The organism is Pseudonocardia sp. NPDC046786, assembly GCF_040645415.1.
Taxonomy (GTDB): domain Bacteria; phylum Actinomycetota; class Actinomycetes; order Mycobacteriales; family Pseudonocardiaceae; genus Pseudonocardia; species Pseudonocardia kongjuensis.
Genome location: NZ_JBEYYF010000006.1, coordinates 26,205 through 40,650, shown reverse-complemented (window position 1 = coordinate 40,650; position 14,446 = coordinate 26,205). Strand labels below are relative to the sequence as shown.

Below are 14,446 nucleotides of genomic sequence, written 5' to 3'. Positions count from 1 at the left end.
CATGACCACCGATGCCGGTTCGCCGGCCGCCGGACCCACCCCGGTGACCGTCGAGCTGCTCGGCGTGCTCGGCTACGGCGAACTGTCCGCGTTCGACCGGCTCGCCGAGGACGCGCGGGCCGCGCCGACCCTCGCGGGCCGGGCCCAGCTGTCCACGATGGCGGCCGCGGAGATCGGCCACTTCCGGCTGATCGAGGAGCACCTCGGCGGGGCAGGCGTGGCGATCGCCGACGCGATGGCGCCGTTCGTCACCCTGATCGACAGCTACCACGCCTCGACCGCCCCGCGGAGCTGGCTGGAGTCGCTGGTGAAGGCCTACCTGGGGGACGGCCTGGGTGCCGACTTCTACCGCGAGGTCGCCGGTTGGGTGGATCCGGCCACCGGTGACCTGGTCCGCCGGGTGCTGGCCGACACCGGCCACTCGGCGTTCGCCGAGCGCGAGGTGCGCGCCGCCTGCGAGGCGAACCCGCACCAGCGCGACCGGCTCGCCCTGTGGGGCAGGCGGCTGCTCGGCGAGGCCGTCACGCACGCCCAGCGGGTGGTGGCCGAGCGGGACGAGCTGGCCGAGTTCATCGTGCTCGGGTCGGGGGAGAAGGGCGGCGTCGCGGGCCTGATCAAGACCGTCCAGGTGGCCCACGGCAGGCGGATGAGCAGGCTCGGGCTGTCGTGAGCCCGTTCTGGACTAGCCTGGCGCCGGCAAGGGCAGGACGTGAACGGATCGGGAGGCCAACCGGTGAAGGTCAAGATCGGCATCGCGGAGACCCCGCGCGAGCTCGTGGTGTCCAGCGACCGCACGCCGGACGAGGTGGCCCAGCTCGTGAGCGGGGCGATGAAGTCCGACGACGGTCTGCTGGACCTGACCGACGATCAGGGCAACCGCTTCGTCGTCCCGGTGGGGCGGATCTCCTACGTGGAGATCGGCCCGGGCGAGGAGCGCAAGGTCGGGTTCGGTCTGGCTGCCAAGCCCTGAGCGGCGTGCGCCACCGGCGCGACCGACCGGTGGCCGCGGGCCCGGTCCCTGCGGGGACCGGGCCCGTTCCGTGTGCTGCCGCCGGTGCCGCTCAGTCGGTCTCCGGCGGCGGCGGGTCGTCCAGCGCGAACGGCGGACGCCCGGTCCCGGCGATCCGGAACCGGTCCCACAGGTCCGGCTCGGACAGCGTCCCGGCGGCGGCGTGCCCCGGGGTCCGGATCTCGGCGTCGGCGCCCCGGGTGCCCAGCAGCTCGCTCAGCCGCGGATGCGCGAGCACCCGGCCGGACCAGTGCAGGCGGCCGTCGAACGGCTCGTGCCGGGCGTCCAGCAGCACCTCCACCGGGATCTCCTCGCCGTCGACGACCAGCGTCGCCGGGCCCCGGTACCCCTCGTCGCCGTGCTCGTGCTCGTGCTCGTCCATGCCGGTCAGTCCTCCGGGCCGGTGCCGGTCGCGGTGTGCGGGTTCGGCACCAGCCGCAGGATGTCGGCGTTCGCGGTCGGCGCGTCCAGCCCGGCGACGCCGGCGATCCCGCCCCAGATCAGCGCGGACAGGTAGTTGGTCAGCGCGTCCCGGCTCATCGTGCGGCGGTCCAGCCACCACTCCCCGGCGGCCTGGACGAGCCCGATGAGTCCGAGCGCCCAGACCTCGGCGCCGCCGGAGTCACGTCCGTCGGCGCGCAGGCGCTCACCGATCAGGGTGGCCAGCAGGGCACCGATCCGGCCACGGACGTCCTCGACGATCTCGGCGCCGGGGGCCGGCTCCGCCGGGTTGGCGACGACGAACCGGTAGAGCTGCGGCTCGTCCTCGACCCCGCCGAGGAACGCGTCGATCACCGCGGCGACGTGCTCGATCGGCTCGGCCTCCACCGCGAGCACCGGGTAGATGCGCTCCATCAGCATCTCCGCCGCCCGCTCGCCGACGGCGCGTTGCAGGTCGGCCCGGTCGGTGAAGTGCCGGTAGAGCACCGGCTTGGTGATCCCGGCGGCCGCGGCGATCTGCGCGACGGACACGCCGGGGCCGTGTTCGCGGACGGCCTCGACGGCCGCATCGACCATCTCCGACCGGCGTTGCTCGCGGCGCTGGGTGCGGGCGTCCGGCTTGACATCCCTCTGCTCCTGGGGCACGTTACCAGTGGTAGCCGTTACCGCTGGTAACAGCAAGTCGCCTGCGGTGTCCGGAACAGCACATCGCCCACGGATCCGGCCCCGGCCGGACCGGCGTCAGACAGGAAGGCGTGCCCGATGAGCGCTCCCGCCCGCACCGGCAGCAAGGCCCGGGTGGCCGACCGCGAGGACACGGCGCGGCGGCTGCTGCGCAGCTCGGTCGACCGGTCCTACGACCCGTCGATCGACATCGACTGGGAGGCGCCGCTGGTCGAGGGCCGCTACGGCGTCGTCCCCGAGCGGGTCTCGCTGTACGGCACCCCGCTGTGGGACGGGCTGTCCGAGGAGCAGCGGGTCACGCTGTCGGTGCACGAGTTCTGCAGCGTCGCCCGGATCGGGCTGTGGTTCGAGATGATCCTCATGCAGATGCTGCTGCGCTACGCCTACGACCGCGACCCGCGTCGCGCGCACATTCAGTACGCGCTGGTGGAGATCGCCGACGAGTGCCGGCACTCGATGATGTTCGCCAAGGCCACCGAGCGCTACGGGGTCCCGGACTACGCGCCGGACCGGATCACCCACGAGCTGGGCCGGGTGATGAAGACGATCGGGACCGGTCCGGCGATGTTCGCCGGGACGCTCTACGTCGAGGAGATCCTCGACCAGCTGCAGCGCGAGGGGATGCGCGACGAGCGCGTCCAGCCGCTGTCCCGGATGATCAACAAGATCCACGTGACGGAGGAGGCGCGGCACGTCCGGTACGCCCGCGAGGAGCTGCAGCGGCTCATGCCGCGGACGAACGCGGCGCAGCGCATGCTGGCCCGGAACGAGACCGCGGCGATCGCCTACGTCGTCGCCCGGAACCTGATCCATCCCGAGGTCTACCGCAGCGTCGGCATCGAGCCGTCGGTCGGCCGGCGGGCCGCGCGGGCCAATCCGCACCATCGCGAGATGCTGCGCTGGTCGGCCCGCAAGCTCGTGCCGTTCCTGCGGGAGCAGGGCGTCATCGGCGGCCCGTCGGAGCTGCTGTGGAAGCGCGCCCACCTGATCTGAGACCCAGCCAGAACCGAGAGGAGCCGGACGTGAGCAGGCGGATCGTGACCCGCGACGGGACCGGGCTGTACGTGCGGGTGTCCGGGCCGGAGTCGGCACCGGTGACGGTGCTCCTGGCGCACGGCTGGACCCTCGACGAGCGCTGCTGGGCGCCGGTCGCGGACGTGCTGGCCGGCGGTGCGCAGTCCGCACCGCCGGCCCGGGTGGTCCGCTACGACCACCGCGGGCACGGCCGGTCCGACGACACCCCCGACGAGCACAAGACCCTCGAGCGGCTGGCCGACGACATGGCCGAGGTGATCACCCAGGTCGTCCCGGCCGGGCCGGTGGTGATCGCCGGGCACTCGATGGGCGGGATGACCGCGATGTCGCTCGCCCAGCGGCATCCGGACCTGGTCGCGGCCCGGGTCGCCGGGGTGGCACTGGTCGCCACCGCCAGCGGCGGGCTCGGCGCGGCGGCGACGCTCGGCATGAGCGGCCGCCCGGCGGAGCTGTTCCTGGCCGGCAAGGAGAAGGTCACCGTCAGCCCGCTGTGGACCGACCGGCGAGCGCTGAGCACGCATCCGGCGCTGCTGCGGGCCGCCGTCCGGCCGTTGCTGCTCGGTCGGCACCCGGACCGCGACGCGGTCCGGCTCACCTGCGACGCGATCGCCGCCTGCCGTCCGACGACGATCTCCGGGTTCACCCCGACGCTGACCGCGCACGAGCGGGACGCGGCGCTGGCCGCGTTCGCCGAGCTCCCGGTCGAGGTGCTGGTCGGGTCCCGGGATCGGCTGACCCCGCCCCGCTACTCGCGCCGGATCCGGGACCGGCTGCCCCGCGCCGGGCTGACCGTGTTCCCGGACGCCGGGCACATGCTGCCCGTCGAGCGGGTCGCCGGGGTGGCGGCCCGGATCGGTGCGCTGGTGCGCGGGACGGCCGGGCTCGACCGGGCGGCGTGACCGCCCGGCCCGGTCGATGCAGGTCGCGGTCGGTGCAGGTGCCGGTCAGTGCAGGTCGGTGCGCTGCTGCTCGGGTCGCTGGTCCGGGCTGTCGGTGAGCTTGGGGAACCCGCCGATGCCCCGCCAGGCCAGCGACGTCATCAGCGCCACCGCCTCGTCGCGCGGGACCCGCTGGTCGGAGTCCAGCCAGAACTGGGCGCCGACCTGGCTGAGCCCGACCAGTCCGACGGCGAGCAGCCGGGCCCGGTCCTGGTCCAGCCCGGCGTCGGTGGTGACCGCACCGGCGACCGCGTCGATGCACCGGTCGAGCGCGCTCTCCACCACGGAGGCGGCCTCCGGGTCGCCCCGCAGGTCGGACTCGAACACCAGCCGGTACGCCTTGCCCTCACCGGCGACGAAGTCGAAGTAGGCGGCGACGGCGGCCTGCACGCGCTCCTTGTTGTCGCCGGTCCGCTCGATCGCCCCGGAGACGCGCTCGACGAGCTCCTCGGCGTAGGTCGTCAGCAGTGCCTGGTACAGCTCGAGCTTGCCGGGGAAGTGCTGGTAGAGGACCGGCTTGCTGACCCCGGCCCGCTCGGCGATGTCGTCCATCGCCGCCGCGTGGTAGCCCTGCTCGGCGAACACGTCGCGGGCGGCCAGCAGCAGCTGGGCGCGGCGCGCTCCACGGGACAGGCGCGCGCCCCGAGGCGTGGCGGTTCCGGTCATCGGCCCCCTACCTTTCACCCGGTGTGGGGTCACCCTACCCGCTGGTAACCGGGATTTCGAACGCTGCGTCATCGGCATTCCGGCGGTGCGCCGGACGGTGCCCGGACACCCGTCCGGATCCGCCGGGCGCGCACCGCGAGCGCCCCCAGGACCGGCAGCGCGGCGACCGCGGGACCGGGTGCTCCGGCGACCGCGAGGGCCGTCCCGACGGCCGCCAGCACCGCCGCGGCGACGACCGCGCGGCGGGTGTGCGCGCGGGCCCGCCGGGCCAGTACGAGGGCTGCGGCCACCTCGGCGGGGCCGCCCCGGGCGGCGATCCTCGCGGATCCCGTCGCGGGGGCGGGAACCGGGTCCCGCTCGCCGGGACCGGGGGTGGTCGCGCCGTCCCCGGCGGGCCAGGGGCGCAGCGCGACGGCGAGATCGGCGCCGGCCAGCGCGTCCGGGTCGGTCCCGGGATCGGCTGCGACGGCGACGGTGCGGCCGCGGGCACGCAGTCCCGCGACGGCGGCCGCCCGGGCCGCGGGCCCCAGCCCGGCGCGGACGGCGTCCGGGTCCGCCGGGTCCAGTCCGGCGGCCCGGGCGAGGGTGTGCGCGGCACCGTCGTCGTCGGGGGTGAGCAGAGCAGGCGCGGCGCCGGCGGCCCGCAGCGCCGCCGTCCCGGCGGCCACCGACGGGTGCGCGACCCGCTCCAGGGTGCAGACGGCCCGGGCCGCGCCGTCCCAGGCGACGGCGACCACGGAGGCCCCCGCGGCGACGGCGCGCTCGCGCTCCGCCCGCAGGCCGGGCGGGAGCCGGACGCCGTGCTCCCGGAGCCACTCCGCGGAGCCCGCGAGCACCGCGTGCGCCACCACCGTCGCGGCCGGGCCGGGCACGGGACCGGCAGGACCGGCAGGACCGGCAGGACCGGCGGGGCCAGCGGCGTGGTCGGGACCGGCAGGCCCGACGGGACGAGCGGGACCGGCGGCGCGGTCGGGACCGGTGGCGGGACGGGCGGGATCAGCCGTGCGCGCGGGACCGGCGGGGTGTTCGGCGAGGGCGACCACCGGCTGCCCGGCGGCGGTACCCGCCACGGTGTCGGCCGCCGTAACCGCCGCTCTACCCGCCGTGCTCGGGCCGGTGCCGTTGGAAGGCCGGTTCCCGGCCCCGCCACGCAGCCGGCCGGTGACCACTCCCGGCCGCAGGCCGTCGACCGGGATCAGCTCGGCGACCAGCCCGGACACCCCGAGGCCCGGCTGCTCGTCGGCCTCGGCGACGTCCGGCACCGGCCCGCCGTGGGCGGCGGCCAGTCCCCGGGCGACCGGCGCGAGATCGGATCCGGGCCGGCAGCCCGCCGTCACCGACGCGGCCAGCCGCAGCACCGTGGCCGGATCCTCGCCGGGCGCCGGGTGCACGACGACCGCGCCGGGACCGGCCCCGGTGAGCACGTCCGGCCCGGCAAGCACGACGGTGTCGATCCGCGCGACGACGCCGTGCGCGCCGAACGGCCGGGTCCAGCCGATCGGGTCCTGGCGGGGCCCGAGGCCGGGCAGCGGCAGCCGCACGTCCGGCCCGCCGGCCCGGTCGGCGGCCCGCACGGCGGCCGGGACCGCGGCGAGCAGCGCGACCGGGCAGGCGGCCAGGAGCACCGCGAGACCGGCCTGGCCCGCCTCCGGCCACGGCTGCCCGGCACCCACCCGGAACCCGGTCACGGCCAGCGCGAGCAGCACCACCGCCGGGACCGCGCGCGCGCACCAGCGGTCCGCCACCGCGCGCAACGCGTCCCGCGGACCCGGCGCGGCGCCTGCCGGGTCCGCCGGATCGAACCCTCGGGCCGGCCGGCCCGTACCGGCGGTCGCCGAGCCGTTCCGGCCGGTGCGCTGCACGAGGACCGCGAGCACGGTCAGCACGGCCGCCGTGCCGGGCAGCAGGGCCGGGCCGCCCAGCAGCCCGAGCAGCTCCGCCGGCCCGGCCCCGGCACCCCACCCGCCGAGCACGGCCTGCGATCCCGCCGGGGAGACGGCCGCGGCGAGCACCGCCGGTGCCGCCCACGCCGACGCGCCGAGCGTCGCGACCGAGACGCCCACGTCGGCGGTGACGGTCCCGGTCCGCAGCGCGGCGGCCGCCGCCCGGTGCCCGGCCCGGCCGGCGACCAGGACGACGCCCGTCGCGAGCAGCACGCTCACCGCGAGCAATCCCGGCAGGGCGGGCGGCGGCGCGAGCGGCGGTCCGGCCACCGGCAGCAGCAGCGCCGTCACAGCGGCGGTGACGGCGACCGGGAACGGCTGCGGGGAGCGCACGGCTCAGCTTCCCGGCGCCGTCGGCAGGGTGAACTCGCAGGAGCGGAGCTCCCCGTCGGACCGGTAGTCGAGGAACAGCCGGTGGTCGCCGGCCGCCGGGACCGACGCGGAGAACGCGATGCCGGGCCCGGCCCGGTCGTCGGCGTCCGCCCCGGTCACCTCCGGCCGCACCGGGAACCGGGCCAGATCGCCCTGCCGGACCACGGTCAGCGAGCCGAACGCGCCGCCGTCGACCGGTTCGAGATCGGTGACCGGGACGCCGTCGCGGGCGACCGTGGCGAACAGCCGCGAGGTGCCGCCGGGCAGCAGCGCACCGTCCAGCCGGACCTGCTGGTCGCTGGGACCGCACAGGCCGGACCGGTCCTCGTGGTCGAACCGGAACGCGCCGTACGGGCCGGGGACGTGCACGTCCACACCGAGATCGAGGGCCGGCCCGCCGGTCGGGGTGAACGCCGCGTAGAGCCGCCACACGCCCTCGCCGGGGAATGTCATCGGGGCCCGCCACACGCCGTCCGGGCCGGCCTCGGCGCGCAGCCGGGTGTACCCGGCGACGTCCCGGCGGATGACGGCGACGTCCATCACCGGCGAGCCGTCACCGCGGGTGTCGAACCGGGTCACCGGCTCGCCGTCCGAACCGGTGACGGTGAAGGTGATCTCGGTGGCCTCCCGCCACGGGTACATCAGCCGGGTCGGGGTGAGCGTGTAGCCGGCCGCGGTGCTGGTCACGCCGCCGGGCTGCGGGACGTCCGGCCCGGCGGCCGGGAGCACCCGCCCGTCGCCGAGCTCGGCGGTCTCCCCGCCCTCCGCCGCGGCCATCGCGTCCAGCGCGCCACCCGCCGTCCACGCGCCGGTGAAGACGAGCACGGACGCCGCGCCGAAGCCGGCGAGCCGAGCCGCAGCCGATCCGGCGATCCGCCCCATGCGCGTCCTCCCGTGTCCGGCGTCCCCCCGGTACAACGCGTGGACCGCCCGGTTGTTGCGCTCGGTGTGCGCTGGAGAACGCGGAGTGACGAAGATCGGTGCCGGTGACGAGACGGCCGTCACCCGTGATCGGCGTGGGCGGGCGCGACACGTCATCCTGATCGGATGGCCGCCGGTACGTCGCTCCCCGTTCACCCGTCCGTCACCGCGCCCCGGCCCGCCCGCACGCAGGTCCCGCAGCCGCGCACCGCCGATCCGGCGACGCTCGCCACGCTGCCCGACGAGATCCCGCCGTGGCCCGGCGCGACGATCACCGCGGGTGGCGTGTCGCTGCACGTCCGGGCGACCCCGGGGACCGGTGCGGCGTGCGCGCCGGACGCGTCGGAGGCCGTCTACGTGCACGGGCTCGCCGGGTCGGCGACGAACTGGACGGATCTGGCCGGGCTGCTGGCGTCGCGTGCGGCCGGGCTGTCGGTCGACCTGCCCGGGTTCGGCCTGTCCGAGCCGACCGCGGCCCGCGACTACACCCCGGACGGCATGGCGGACGCGCTGCTCTGCTGGCTGGCCGGGCGGCGCGAGCAGCGGGCCCGGGCCGGGGAACGCCACGACGGCCGGTTCCACCTGGTGGGGAACTCGCTCGGCGGGCTGATCGCGATGACCGTCGCCGCCCGGCGTCCCGAGCTGGTGCGGTCGCTGACGCTGGTGTCGCCCGCGATGCCCGACCTGCGCCCCGATCCGCGGCGGCTCTCCGATCCGCGGATGGCGCTGGCCATGGTCCCGGTGCTGGGCCGGGGTGCGCGCCGGGCGCTGGCCGTCGAGCCGGTGCGCGACCGGGCCGAGCGGATCGTGCGGATCTGCTTCGCCGACCCGCAGCGCGGGTCCGAGCGCAGGCTCGACGAGCTGATCGCCGAGCACGAGCACCGCGCGACGCTGCCGTGGGCGGCCGAGGCGACCGACGGCGCCACCCGCGGCCTGCTCGCCACCTGGGCGGGCCGGTCGGCCTGGCAGCGGGCGTCGAAGGTGCGGGTGCCGTCGCTGGTCCTGTGGGGCGGCGCGGACCGGATCGTGTCGCCGCGGCTGGCCCGCCGGACCGCCGCCGCACTGCCGGACGCGCGGATGCTGGTGCTGCCCCGCACCGGGCACGTCGCGCAGATCGAGGCCCCTGAGCGGGTGGCGCTCGCCGTCGCCGGGCTGTGGGACGAGACCTGATGGCCCGGTCGGGGAAGATGGAGCGGCCCCGGTGCGTTGAGACGCCCTGAGACCCGCACGTGAACTTCGGAGGAGTGGACGAGATGGCGCTACCGCCGCTGGTGGAGCCGGCTGCCGAGCTCACCAAGGAGGAGGTCGAGCGGTACAGCCGCCACCTCATCATCCCGGACGTCGGGATGGACGGGCAGAAGCGGCTGAAGAACGCCAAGGTCCTGGTCGTCGGAGCGGGCGGCCTCGGTTCGCCCGCTCTGCTGTACCTGGCGGCCGCGGGGGTGGGCACGCTGGGGATCGTCGAGTTCGACGTGGTCGACGAGTCGAACCTGCAGCGTCAGATCATCCACGGCCAGTCCGACGTCGACCGGCCCAAGGCCGAGTCGGCCCGCGACTCGATCCGCGAGGTCAATCCCTACGTCGACGTCCGCCTGCACAACGAGCGGCTGACCAGCGAGAACGTCCTGGACGTGTTCCGGGACTACGACCTGATCCTGGACGGCACCGACAACTTCGCCACTCGCTACCTGGTGAACGACGCGGCGGTGCTGCTCGGCAAGCCCTACGTCTGGGGCTCGATCTTCCGCTTCGAAGGGCAGGCGTCGGTCTTCTGGGAGGACGCGCCGAACGGGCAGGGCCTCAACTACCGCGACCTCTACCCGGAGCCCCCGCCGCCCGGGATGGTGCCCTCGTGCGCCGAGGGCGGCGTGCTCGGCGTGCTCTGCGCGTCGATCGGCTCGATCATGGTGAACGAGGCGGTCAAGCTGATCACCGGGATCGGTGAGCCGCTGCTCGGTCGCCTGGTGATCTACGACGCGCTGGAGACGACCTGGCGCCAGGTGAAGATCCGCAAGGACCCGGAGACGCCGAAGATCACCGAGCTGATCGACTACGAGGCGTTCTGCGGCACCGTCACCCAGGACGCGCAGGACGCGGCCGCCGGGAACACGATCACCGTCGGCGAGCTCAAGCAGATGATCGACGCGGGCAAGGACTTCCAGCTGATCGACGTCCGGGAGCCGCACGAGTACGAGATCGTCTCGATCCCGGGGGCGACGCTGATTCCCAAGGACCGGATCCTGTCCGGGGAGGCGTTGTCCGAGATCGCGCAGGACCGGCCGGTGGTGCTGCACTGCAAGTCCGGTGGCCGTTCCGCCGAGGCGCTGGCGGCCCTGCACCGGGCCGGTTTCGCCGACGCCGTGCACGTCGGTGGTGGCGTGCTGTCCTGGGTGAAGCAGATCGACCCCTCGCAGCCGACCTACTGACCGTCGCGCTCTCTGCACCGACACGGCCGCCGTCCCGCACACGCGGGGCGGCGGCCGTTCTGGTAACCGGTGAGTAACCGTCCAGCTACTTGATAGGTGCTCCACTCTCACTCCGCCGAACGGGTGAAGATCGAGGATTCGGCTCCGATGTGGACCGTTTCGCCGAAACATCACCCCGGGTCATCGCGACAAGCCGGTGCACGCCGGTGACCGGCGTGACGACGGCGGGGGAGGACACTGTGGACGGACCGGTGCGACGGTGTGCGCTGGACGGTTGCGACGTGGTGATCGAGCCGGACGACGGTCCGCCGGTGGCGCGGCCGCAGCGCCGGTACTGCTCCGCGGCGCACCGGGTCCGGGCCCGGCAGGCGCGCCGGGCCGCGGCCCAGGCGGCGGGTGACGAGCGGCTCGCCGGGACGCTCCCGTGGCTGCGCGAGCCCGAGCCCGAACCCGAACCTGAGCCCGAGCCCCGGCCCGCGCCCGAGATCCCGTCCCGGCCCCGGCCTCAGCCCGGTCCCCGGTCCGGGACCCGGTCCGGGACCCGGCCCGGCTCCGGGGCCGGACGCGTCGGGGAGGAACCGCGACCGGGTCGTGCGGCCGCGGCGCCCGGGGGGCGCGACCGTCTGCTGCGGTCCGATGCCCCGGCCCGGCTGCGGGCGCCGCGCGGGCCGCTGCGGCACCGCCGGACGTTCGCCCTGATCGGTGCCACCGCGACCCTGCTCGCCGGATACGCCCTGATCACGACGCCGCCGGTGCCGTCGGTCGGCGGACCCGGCGCCGACGGCGGCCGTACCGCGGACGACTGGGCGGGCGACGCGCGGATCGCACTGGCGGCGCTGGACGAGCAGCTGGTGATCCTGGAGGAGGCCGAGCAGACCTGGCGCAGCTCCCCACACGCCGGGCAACGCACCCCGGCCCCGGTGGCCCGGCTGCAGCAGCGGCGCGACGTCCTGCGCCAGCAGCAGGCCGCGCTGCGGTCGCAGCTGGACGTGTACGCCTCACGGGGGAAGGTCGGGGACTCGCTGGCGCTCGCCGAGCAGGAGCTCGCCGAGATGGAGCAGATCGTCGCGGAGCTGCCCCCGCCCACCCGGCGGATGGGTGAGCAGGTGGCGGCGGCGGCGTCGCTGGAGGAGCAGCGGGACCTGCGGGCCCGCCGCCGCGACACCACGGCCGAGGAGCTGAGGGCCTTGGAGGAGGGGCTGCGGCGGGCGACGGCGGCGCCGCTACCGGGTGACCGGACGGGCACCGACCAGGTGTCCGGGGACGTGCTCGCACTGGCCCGCGGCGAGCGCCCCGTGTCGCCGGAGCCGATCGGCCGCCGCCGGGACCTGCAGATCGTGACGGGTGGCCGGGAGACCGCGGGCGATCGGGGACGGGACGACGTGAGCACCAGCGGGCCACCGCTGGATCCGCGCGGGCCGCGGGACGGCAGCACGGCGTCGCCGGAGCCGGAACCGCGGGGGACCGGCGATCGCGCCCCGCAGCAGCCCGCCGGCCCGGGACAGGCGCTCGGCGGCGTGGTCTCGGAGGCCGCCGACGGGATCGACACCCTGGTCGGGGGCCCGTCCGGCGGGCGTGCCGCGCGGACCGACGGATCGGAGGGAGCCGGGCGCCCGGCCCGGGACGCCGGACCGGCGGACCCGGTCGCCGACGCCGGCTCGCGGGTCGGTTTCGTCGCGCCGCCGGGCCGGGGCGGAGCGGACCGCCCGTCGCCGCTCCCGCGGAACCGCCCCGCACCGGAGGCGGCCGGGCCGGACCGCTCAGGGCCGTCCCCCTCGGCGACCTCCCGTGCGGAGCCGTCCCGGCCGGCGCCGGACCGCCCGTCGCCGTTCCCACGGAACCGCCCGGCGCCGGACCGGGCCCCGGACGGCCCGGTCGAGCGGATTGGCGAGGGGGCCGGCCGGGTGACCGAGGGTGTGGGCGACACCGTGCAGGACGCCGGCCGGGCGCTGGGCGAGGTCACCGGCGGTCCGGGCCGTCGCACCGGCACGGCGCAGCCGGACACCGAGCCGGGCGGGGTGCGTCCCGGCCGGTCCGGGGAGGATCGGTCGGGTGGGCCGGTCGACTCCGGGGCGGCGGAGCGCGGGCCCGGCGCGGGAGCGCAGCCGGGGGCGCGGCCGGCCGATCGGGATGCGGCCCGGGAGGCGCCTGCGGGATCCGGCTCGGGCCCCGCGGCGCCCCGGGATGCGAACCCACTGGCGGAGCTGTCCCGCGCGGCCGAGCCGTCCCGCCCCGCGGTCCTCGACCGCGCCGCGGACGAGTCTCGCTCGGAGCAGTCGGGCCGGTCGGATCAGCCGGGCCGGTCGGATCAGCCGGGCCGGTCGGAGCAGTCGGACCGGTCCGGTCAGCCGGAGCGTTCGCGCTCCGGGGTGGCCGCGGGTGCGATCGAGCGGGTCGCCGCGGTGCGCTCGGAGGTACTGGGCGGCGCGGATCGGCCGGGCGGCGCGGATCGGTCGGGCGGTGCAGCGGGCTCGGTCAGCCCTCAGCGGTCCGGCAGCTCCGAGGGGTCCGGCGGCCAGGAGCGATCCGGTGACGCGGACCGGTCGAGGAGCACAGAGCGGTCCGGTGACACAGAGCGGTCCGGTGACACAGAGCGGTCCGGCGACGACACCCCGTCCGGCGGCCCGGAGCGTTCCGCGGAACGCTCCGCGGCCCCGGAGCAGTCTCGCGGGCCGGGCCGCTCGGACGCATCCAGCTCCTCCGGCGGGATCGCCTCCGCGGTCGCCGGCTCCTACGTCGAGGCGGCGATGGGCAAGGAGGCCGCCGCGCCGGTGCTCGCCGAGGCCGACCGGCGGGCCGAGGAGCAGATGGCGGAGCGGGTGAGCGAGTGGGCGGCGAGCCGCTCGTCCGATGGTGCCCGGGACGGTTCCGCGGAACGGTCCTCGGCCCGGGACACCGATCGCGACGGCGGCACAGGCAGCAGCGGCCGGGACTCCGGCGGGGATTCAGGCGAGGGCTGGGACGACGGCTCCGGCGGCGCCGACCGGTGGACCTCCGGCGGTGCGCAGGACTGAGCACCGCCCGGGACGCGGCCGGGCGGCCGTACGGCGCCCCGTGCAGCGGGGCGCCGGGCCCCGGCCGCGCCCGTCCACCGAACGTGGTGACGCGTTGCGGCTGTTCGGGCGTGGCGCGGTCCGGAGTATCCGGTGGCGCGGGTACCGTCGCGACTGTGACCGCTGCCCGCCCGCTCGCCACCGCGCCGGCCGCGAGCGCCCTGCCCGAGCACGTGCGCGTCGCCTTCGGCGTGCGTGACACCGCCCCACGTCCCGTCGTGTGGGCCGGCCAGCGTGCCTGGCAGTGCGGCGACACGCTGCTCCGCCCGGTCTCCGACCACGTCGTCGCCGCCTGGTCGGCGACCGTCCTGGAGAACCTGGAGGTCGAGGGCGTCCGGCTGGCCCGCCCGGTGCGGTCCAGCGACGGCCGCTGGGTGGTCGGCGGCTGGGCCGCGTCGCGCTACGTCCCCGGCGCGCCGGAGCCCCGGCACGACGAGGTCGTCGCCGCGTCCCTGCGGCTGCACTCCGCGACGTCCACGGTGCTGCGGCCCCGGCTGCTCGACGACCGCGACGACCTGCTGTCCCGATCGGCCGCCGCCGCGTTCGGCGAGCGCAGGCTGGACCTGCACCCGGAGACCGGTGGCCGGCTGTTCGCCGAGCTCGCCGCGCACCGGCGCACGATCAGGCTCACCCCGCAGGTCGTGCACGGCGAGCTGTTCGGCGCGATGCTGTTCGACCCGACCGGCCGCCCCGCCGTGCTCGATCTGGTTCCGTTCTGGCGCCCGGCCGAGTGGGCCGCCGCCGTCGTCGTGGTCGACGCCGTCGCCTGGGGCGGGGCCGACGAGGACCTGATCGAGCGCTGGTCGGAGCTGCAGGAGTGGCCGCAGTCGCTGCTGCGCGCCGTGCTCTACCGGCTCGCCCTGCACGCCCAGCACCCGGACGCCACCGCCGAGTCGCTGTCCGGGATCGAGCGGGTCGCCGGGCTGATCAGCCGCAGGCTCTGAGCCAGGTGACGACG

The 14,446-nt window shown here is 76.5% G+C and carries 13 protein-coding genes; 8 read left to right on the top strand and 5 right to left on the bottom strand.

Features of this window, described 5'->3' with window-relative positions; genetic code table 11:
* Position 1 precedes the first annotated feature (1 nt).
* Together ABZ881_RS09200 and ABZ881_RS09195 are read left to right on the top strand one after the other, a co-directional pair.
* Positions 2–670 (top strand): ferritin-like fold-containing protein, encoded by a 669-nt coding sequence (locus ABZ881_RS09200; protein ID WP_344022364.1) that lies wholly within the window; start codon positions 2–4, stop codon positions 668–670.
* 63 nt (positions 671–733) lie between these two features.
* Positions 734–970, top strand: coding sequence for a DUF3107 domain-containing protein (locus ABZ881_RS09195; protein WP_344022366.1), 237 nt, complete (start codon positions 734–736; stop codon positions 968–970).
* Positions 971–1,061: 91 nt separating this feature from the next.
* Here the strand turns inward: ABZ881_RS09195 and ABZ881_RS09190 are convergent, their stop codons facing one another.
* Both ABZ881_RS09190 and ABZ881_RS09185 read right to left on the bottom strand, forming a co-directional pair.
* On the bottom strand, positions 1,062–1,391 hold the full coding sequence (locus ABZ881_RS09190; RefSeq protein WP_358483173.1) for a DUF4873 domain-containing protein: 330 nt from the start codon (positions 1,389–1,391) through the stop codon (positions 1,062–1,064).
* A 5-nt stretch (positions 1,392–1,396) separates the two neighbouring features.
* Positions 1,397–2,095, bottom strand: a complete 699-nt coding sequence (locus ABZ881_RS09185; protein ID WP_358483171.1) for a TetR/AcrR family transcriptional regulator — start codon at positions 2,093–2,095, stop codon at positions 1,397–1,399.
* 117 nt (positions 2,096–2,212) lie between these two features.
* Between ABZ881_RS09185 and ABZ881_RS09180 the strand changes: the two genes are divergently transcribed.
* Positions 2,213–3,127, top strand: coding sequence for a diiron oxygenase (locus tag ABZ881_RS09180; RefSeq protein WP_344022371.1), 915 nt, complete (start codon positions 2,213–2,215; stop codon positions 3,125–3,127).
* Between the two features lie 29 nt (positions 3,128–3,156).
* Positions 3,157–4,068 (top strand): alpha/beta hydrolase, encoded by a 912-nt coding sequence (locus ABZ881_RS09175; RefSeq protein ID WP_344022373.1) that lies wholly within the window; start codon positions 3,157–3,159, stop codon positions 4,066–4,068.
* A 45-nt stretch (positions 4,069–4,113) separates the two neighbouring features.
* Here the strand turns inward: ABZ881_RS09175 and ABZ881_RS09170 are convergent, their stop codons facing one another.
* The 3 genes from ABZ881_RS09170 to ABZ881_RS09160 all read right to left on the bottom strand — a co-directional run bounded on the left by ABZ881_RS09170 (position 4,114) and on the right by ABZ881_RS09160 (position 7,970).
* Positions 4,114–4,773 carry a TetR/AcrR family transcriptional regulator gene (locus tag ABZ881_RS09170; protein WP_358483168.1) on the bottom strand — a complete coding sequence of 220 codons (660 nt, stop codon included), beginning with the start codon at positions 4,771–4,773 and terminating at the stop codon, positions 4,114–4,116.
* 68 nt (positions 4,774–4,841) lie between these two features.
* Positions 4,842–7,049, bottom strand: a complete 2,208-nt coding sequence (locus ABZ881_RS09165) for a hypothetical protein (RefSeq protein ID WP_358483167.1) — start codon at positions 7,047–7,049, stop codon at positions 4,842–4,844.
* A gap of 3 nt (positions 7,050–7,052) precedes the next feature.
* Positions 7,053–7,970 carry a hypothetical protein gene (locus tag ABZ881_RS09160; RefSeq protein ID WP_358483164.1) on the bottom strand — a complete coding sequence of 306 codons (918 nt, stop codon included), beginning with the start codon at positions 7,968–7,970 and terminating at the stop codon, positions 7,053–7,055.
* Between the two features lie 165 nt (positions 7,971–8,135).
* On the opposite strand from ABZ881_RS09160, the gene ABZ881_RS09155 reads away from it, so the two are divergent.
* The 4 genes from ABZ881_RS09155 to ABZ881_RS09140 all read left to right on the top strand — a co-directional run bounded on the left by ABZ881_RS09155 (position 8,136) and on the right by ABZ881_RS09140 (position 14,432).
* Positions 8,136–9,179 carry an alpha/beta hydrolase gene (locus tag ABZ881_RS09155; protein WP_358483162.1) on the top strand — a complete coding sequence of 348 codons (1,044 nt, stop codon included), beginning with the start codon at positions 8,136–8,138 and terminating at the stop codon, positions 9,177–9,179.
* Positions 9,180–9,262: 83 nt separating this feature from the next.
* Complete coding sequence (gene moeZ / locus ABZ881_RS09150) at positions 9,263–10,435, top strand: adenylyltransferase/sulfurtransferase MoeZ (RefSeq protein ID WP_344022382.1); 1,173 nt, start codon at positions 9,263–9,265, stop codon at positions 10,433–10,435.
* A 281-nt stretch (positions 10,436–10,716) separates the two neighbouring features.
* Positions 10,717–13,449: a hypothetical protein gene (locus tag ABZ881_RS09145; RefSeq protein ID WP_358483161.1), complete on the top strand. Its 2,733-nt coding sequence runs from the start codon at positions 10,717–10,719 to the stop codon at positions 13,447–13,449.
* Positions 13,450–13,604: 155 nt separating this feature from the next.
* The gene (locus ABZ881_RS09140) at positions 13,605–14,432 is read left to right on the top strand and encodes a TIGR02569 family protein (protein WP_358483159.1); all 828 of its coding nucleotides are present in this window, start codon (positions 13,605–13,607) and stop codon (positions 14,430–14,432) included.
* The last annotated feature ends 14 nt before the right edge of the window (positions 14,433–14,446 follow it).

Coding starts and splice junctions, on each gene's coding strand:
- ABZ881_RS09200 (WP_344022364.1), top strand. CDS start 2: ATGACCACCGATGCCGGTTCGCCGGCCGCCGGACCCACCCCGGTGACC.
- ABZ881_RS09190 (WP_358483173.1), bottom strand. CDS start 1,391: ATGGACGAGCACGAGCACGAGCACGGCGACGAGGGGTACCGGGGCCCG.
- ABZ881_RS09180 (WP_344022371.1), top strand. CDS start 2,213: ATGAGCGCTCCCGCCCGCACCGGCAGCAAGGCCCGGGTGGCCGACCGC.
- ABZ881_RS09170 (WP_358483168.1), bottom strand. CDS start 4,773: ATGACCGGAACCGCCACGCCTCGGGGCGCGCGCCTGTCCCGTGGAGCG.
- ABZ881_RS09160 (WP_358483164.1), bottom strand. CDS start 7,970: ATGGGGCGGATCGCCGGATCGGCTGCGGCTCGGCTCGCCGGCTTCGGC.
- ABZ881_RS09155 (WP_358483162.1), top strand. CDS start 8,136: ATGGCCGCCGGTACGTCGCTCCCCGTTCACCCGTCCGTCACCGCGCCC.
- moeZ (WP_344022382.1), top strand. CDS start 9,263: ATGGCGCTACCGCCGCTGGTGGAGCCGGCTGCCGAGCTCACCAAGGAG.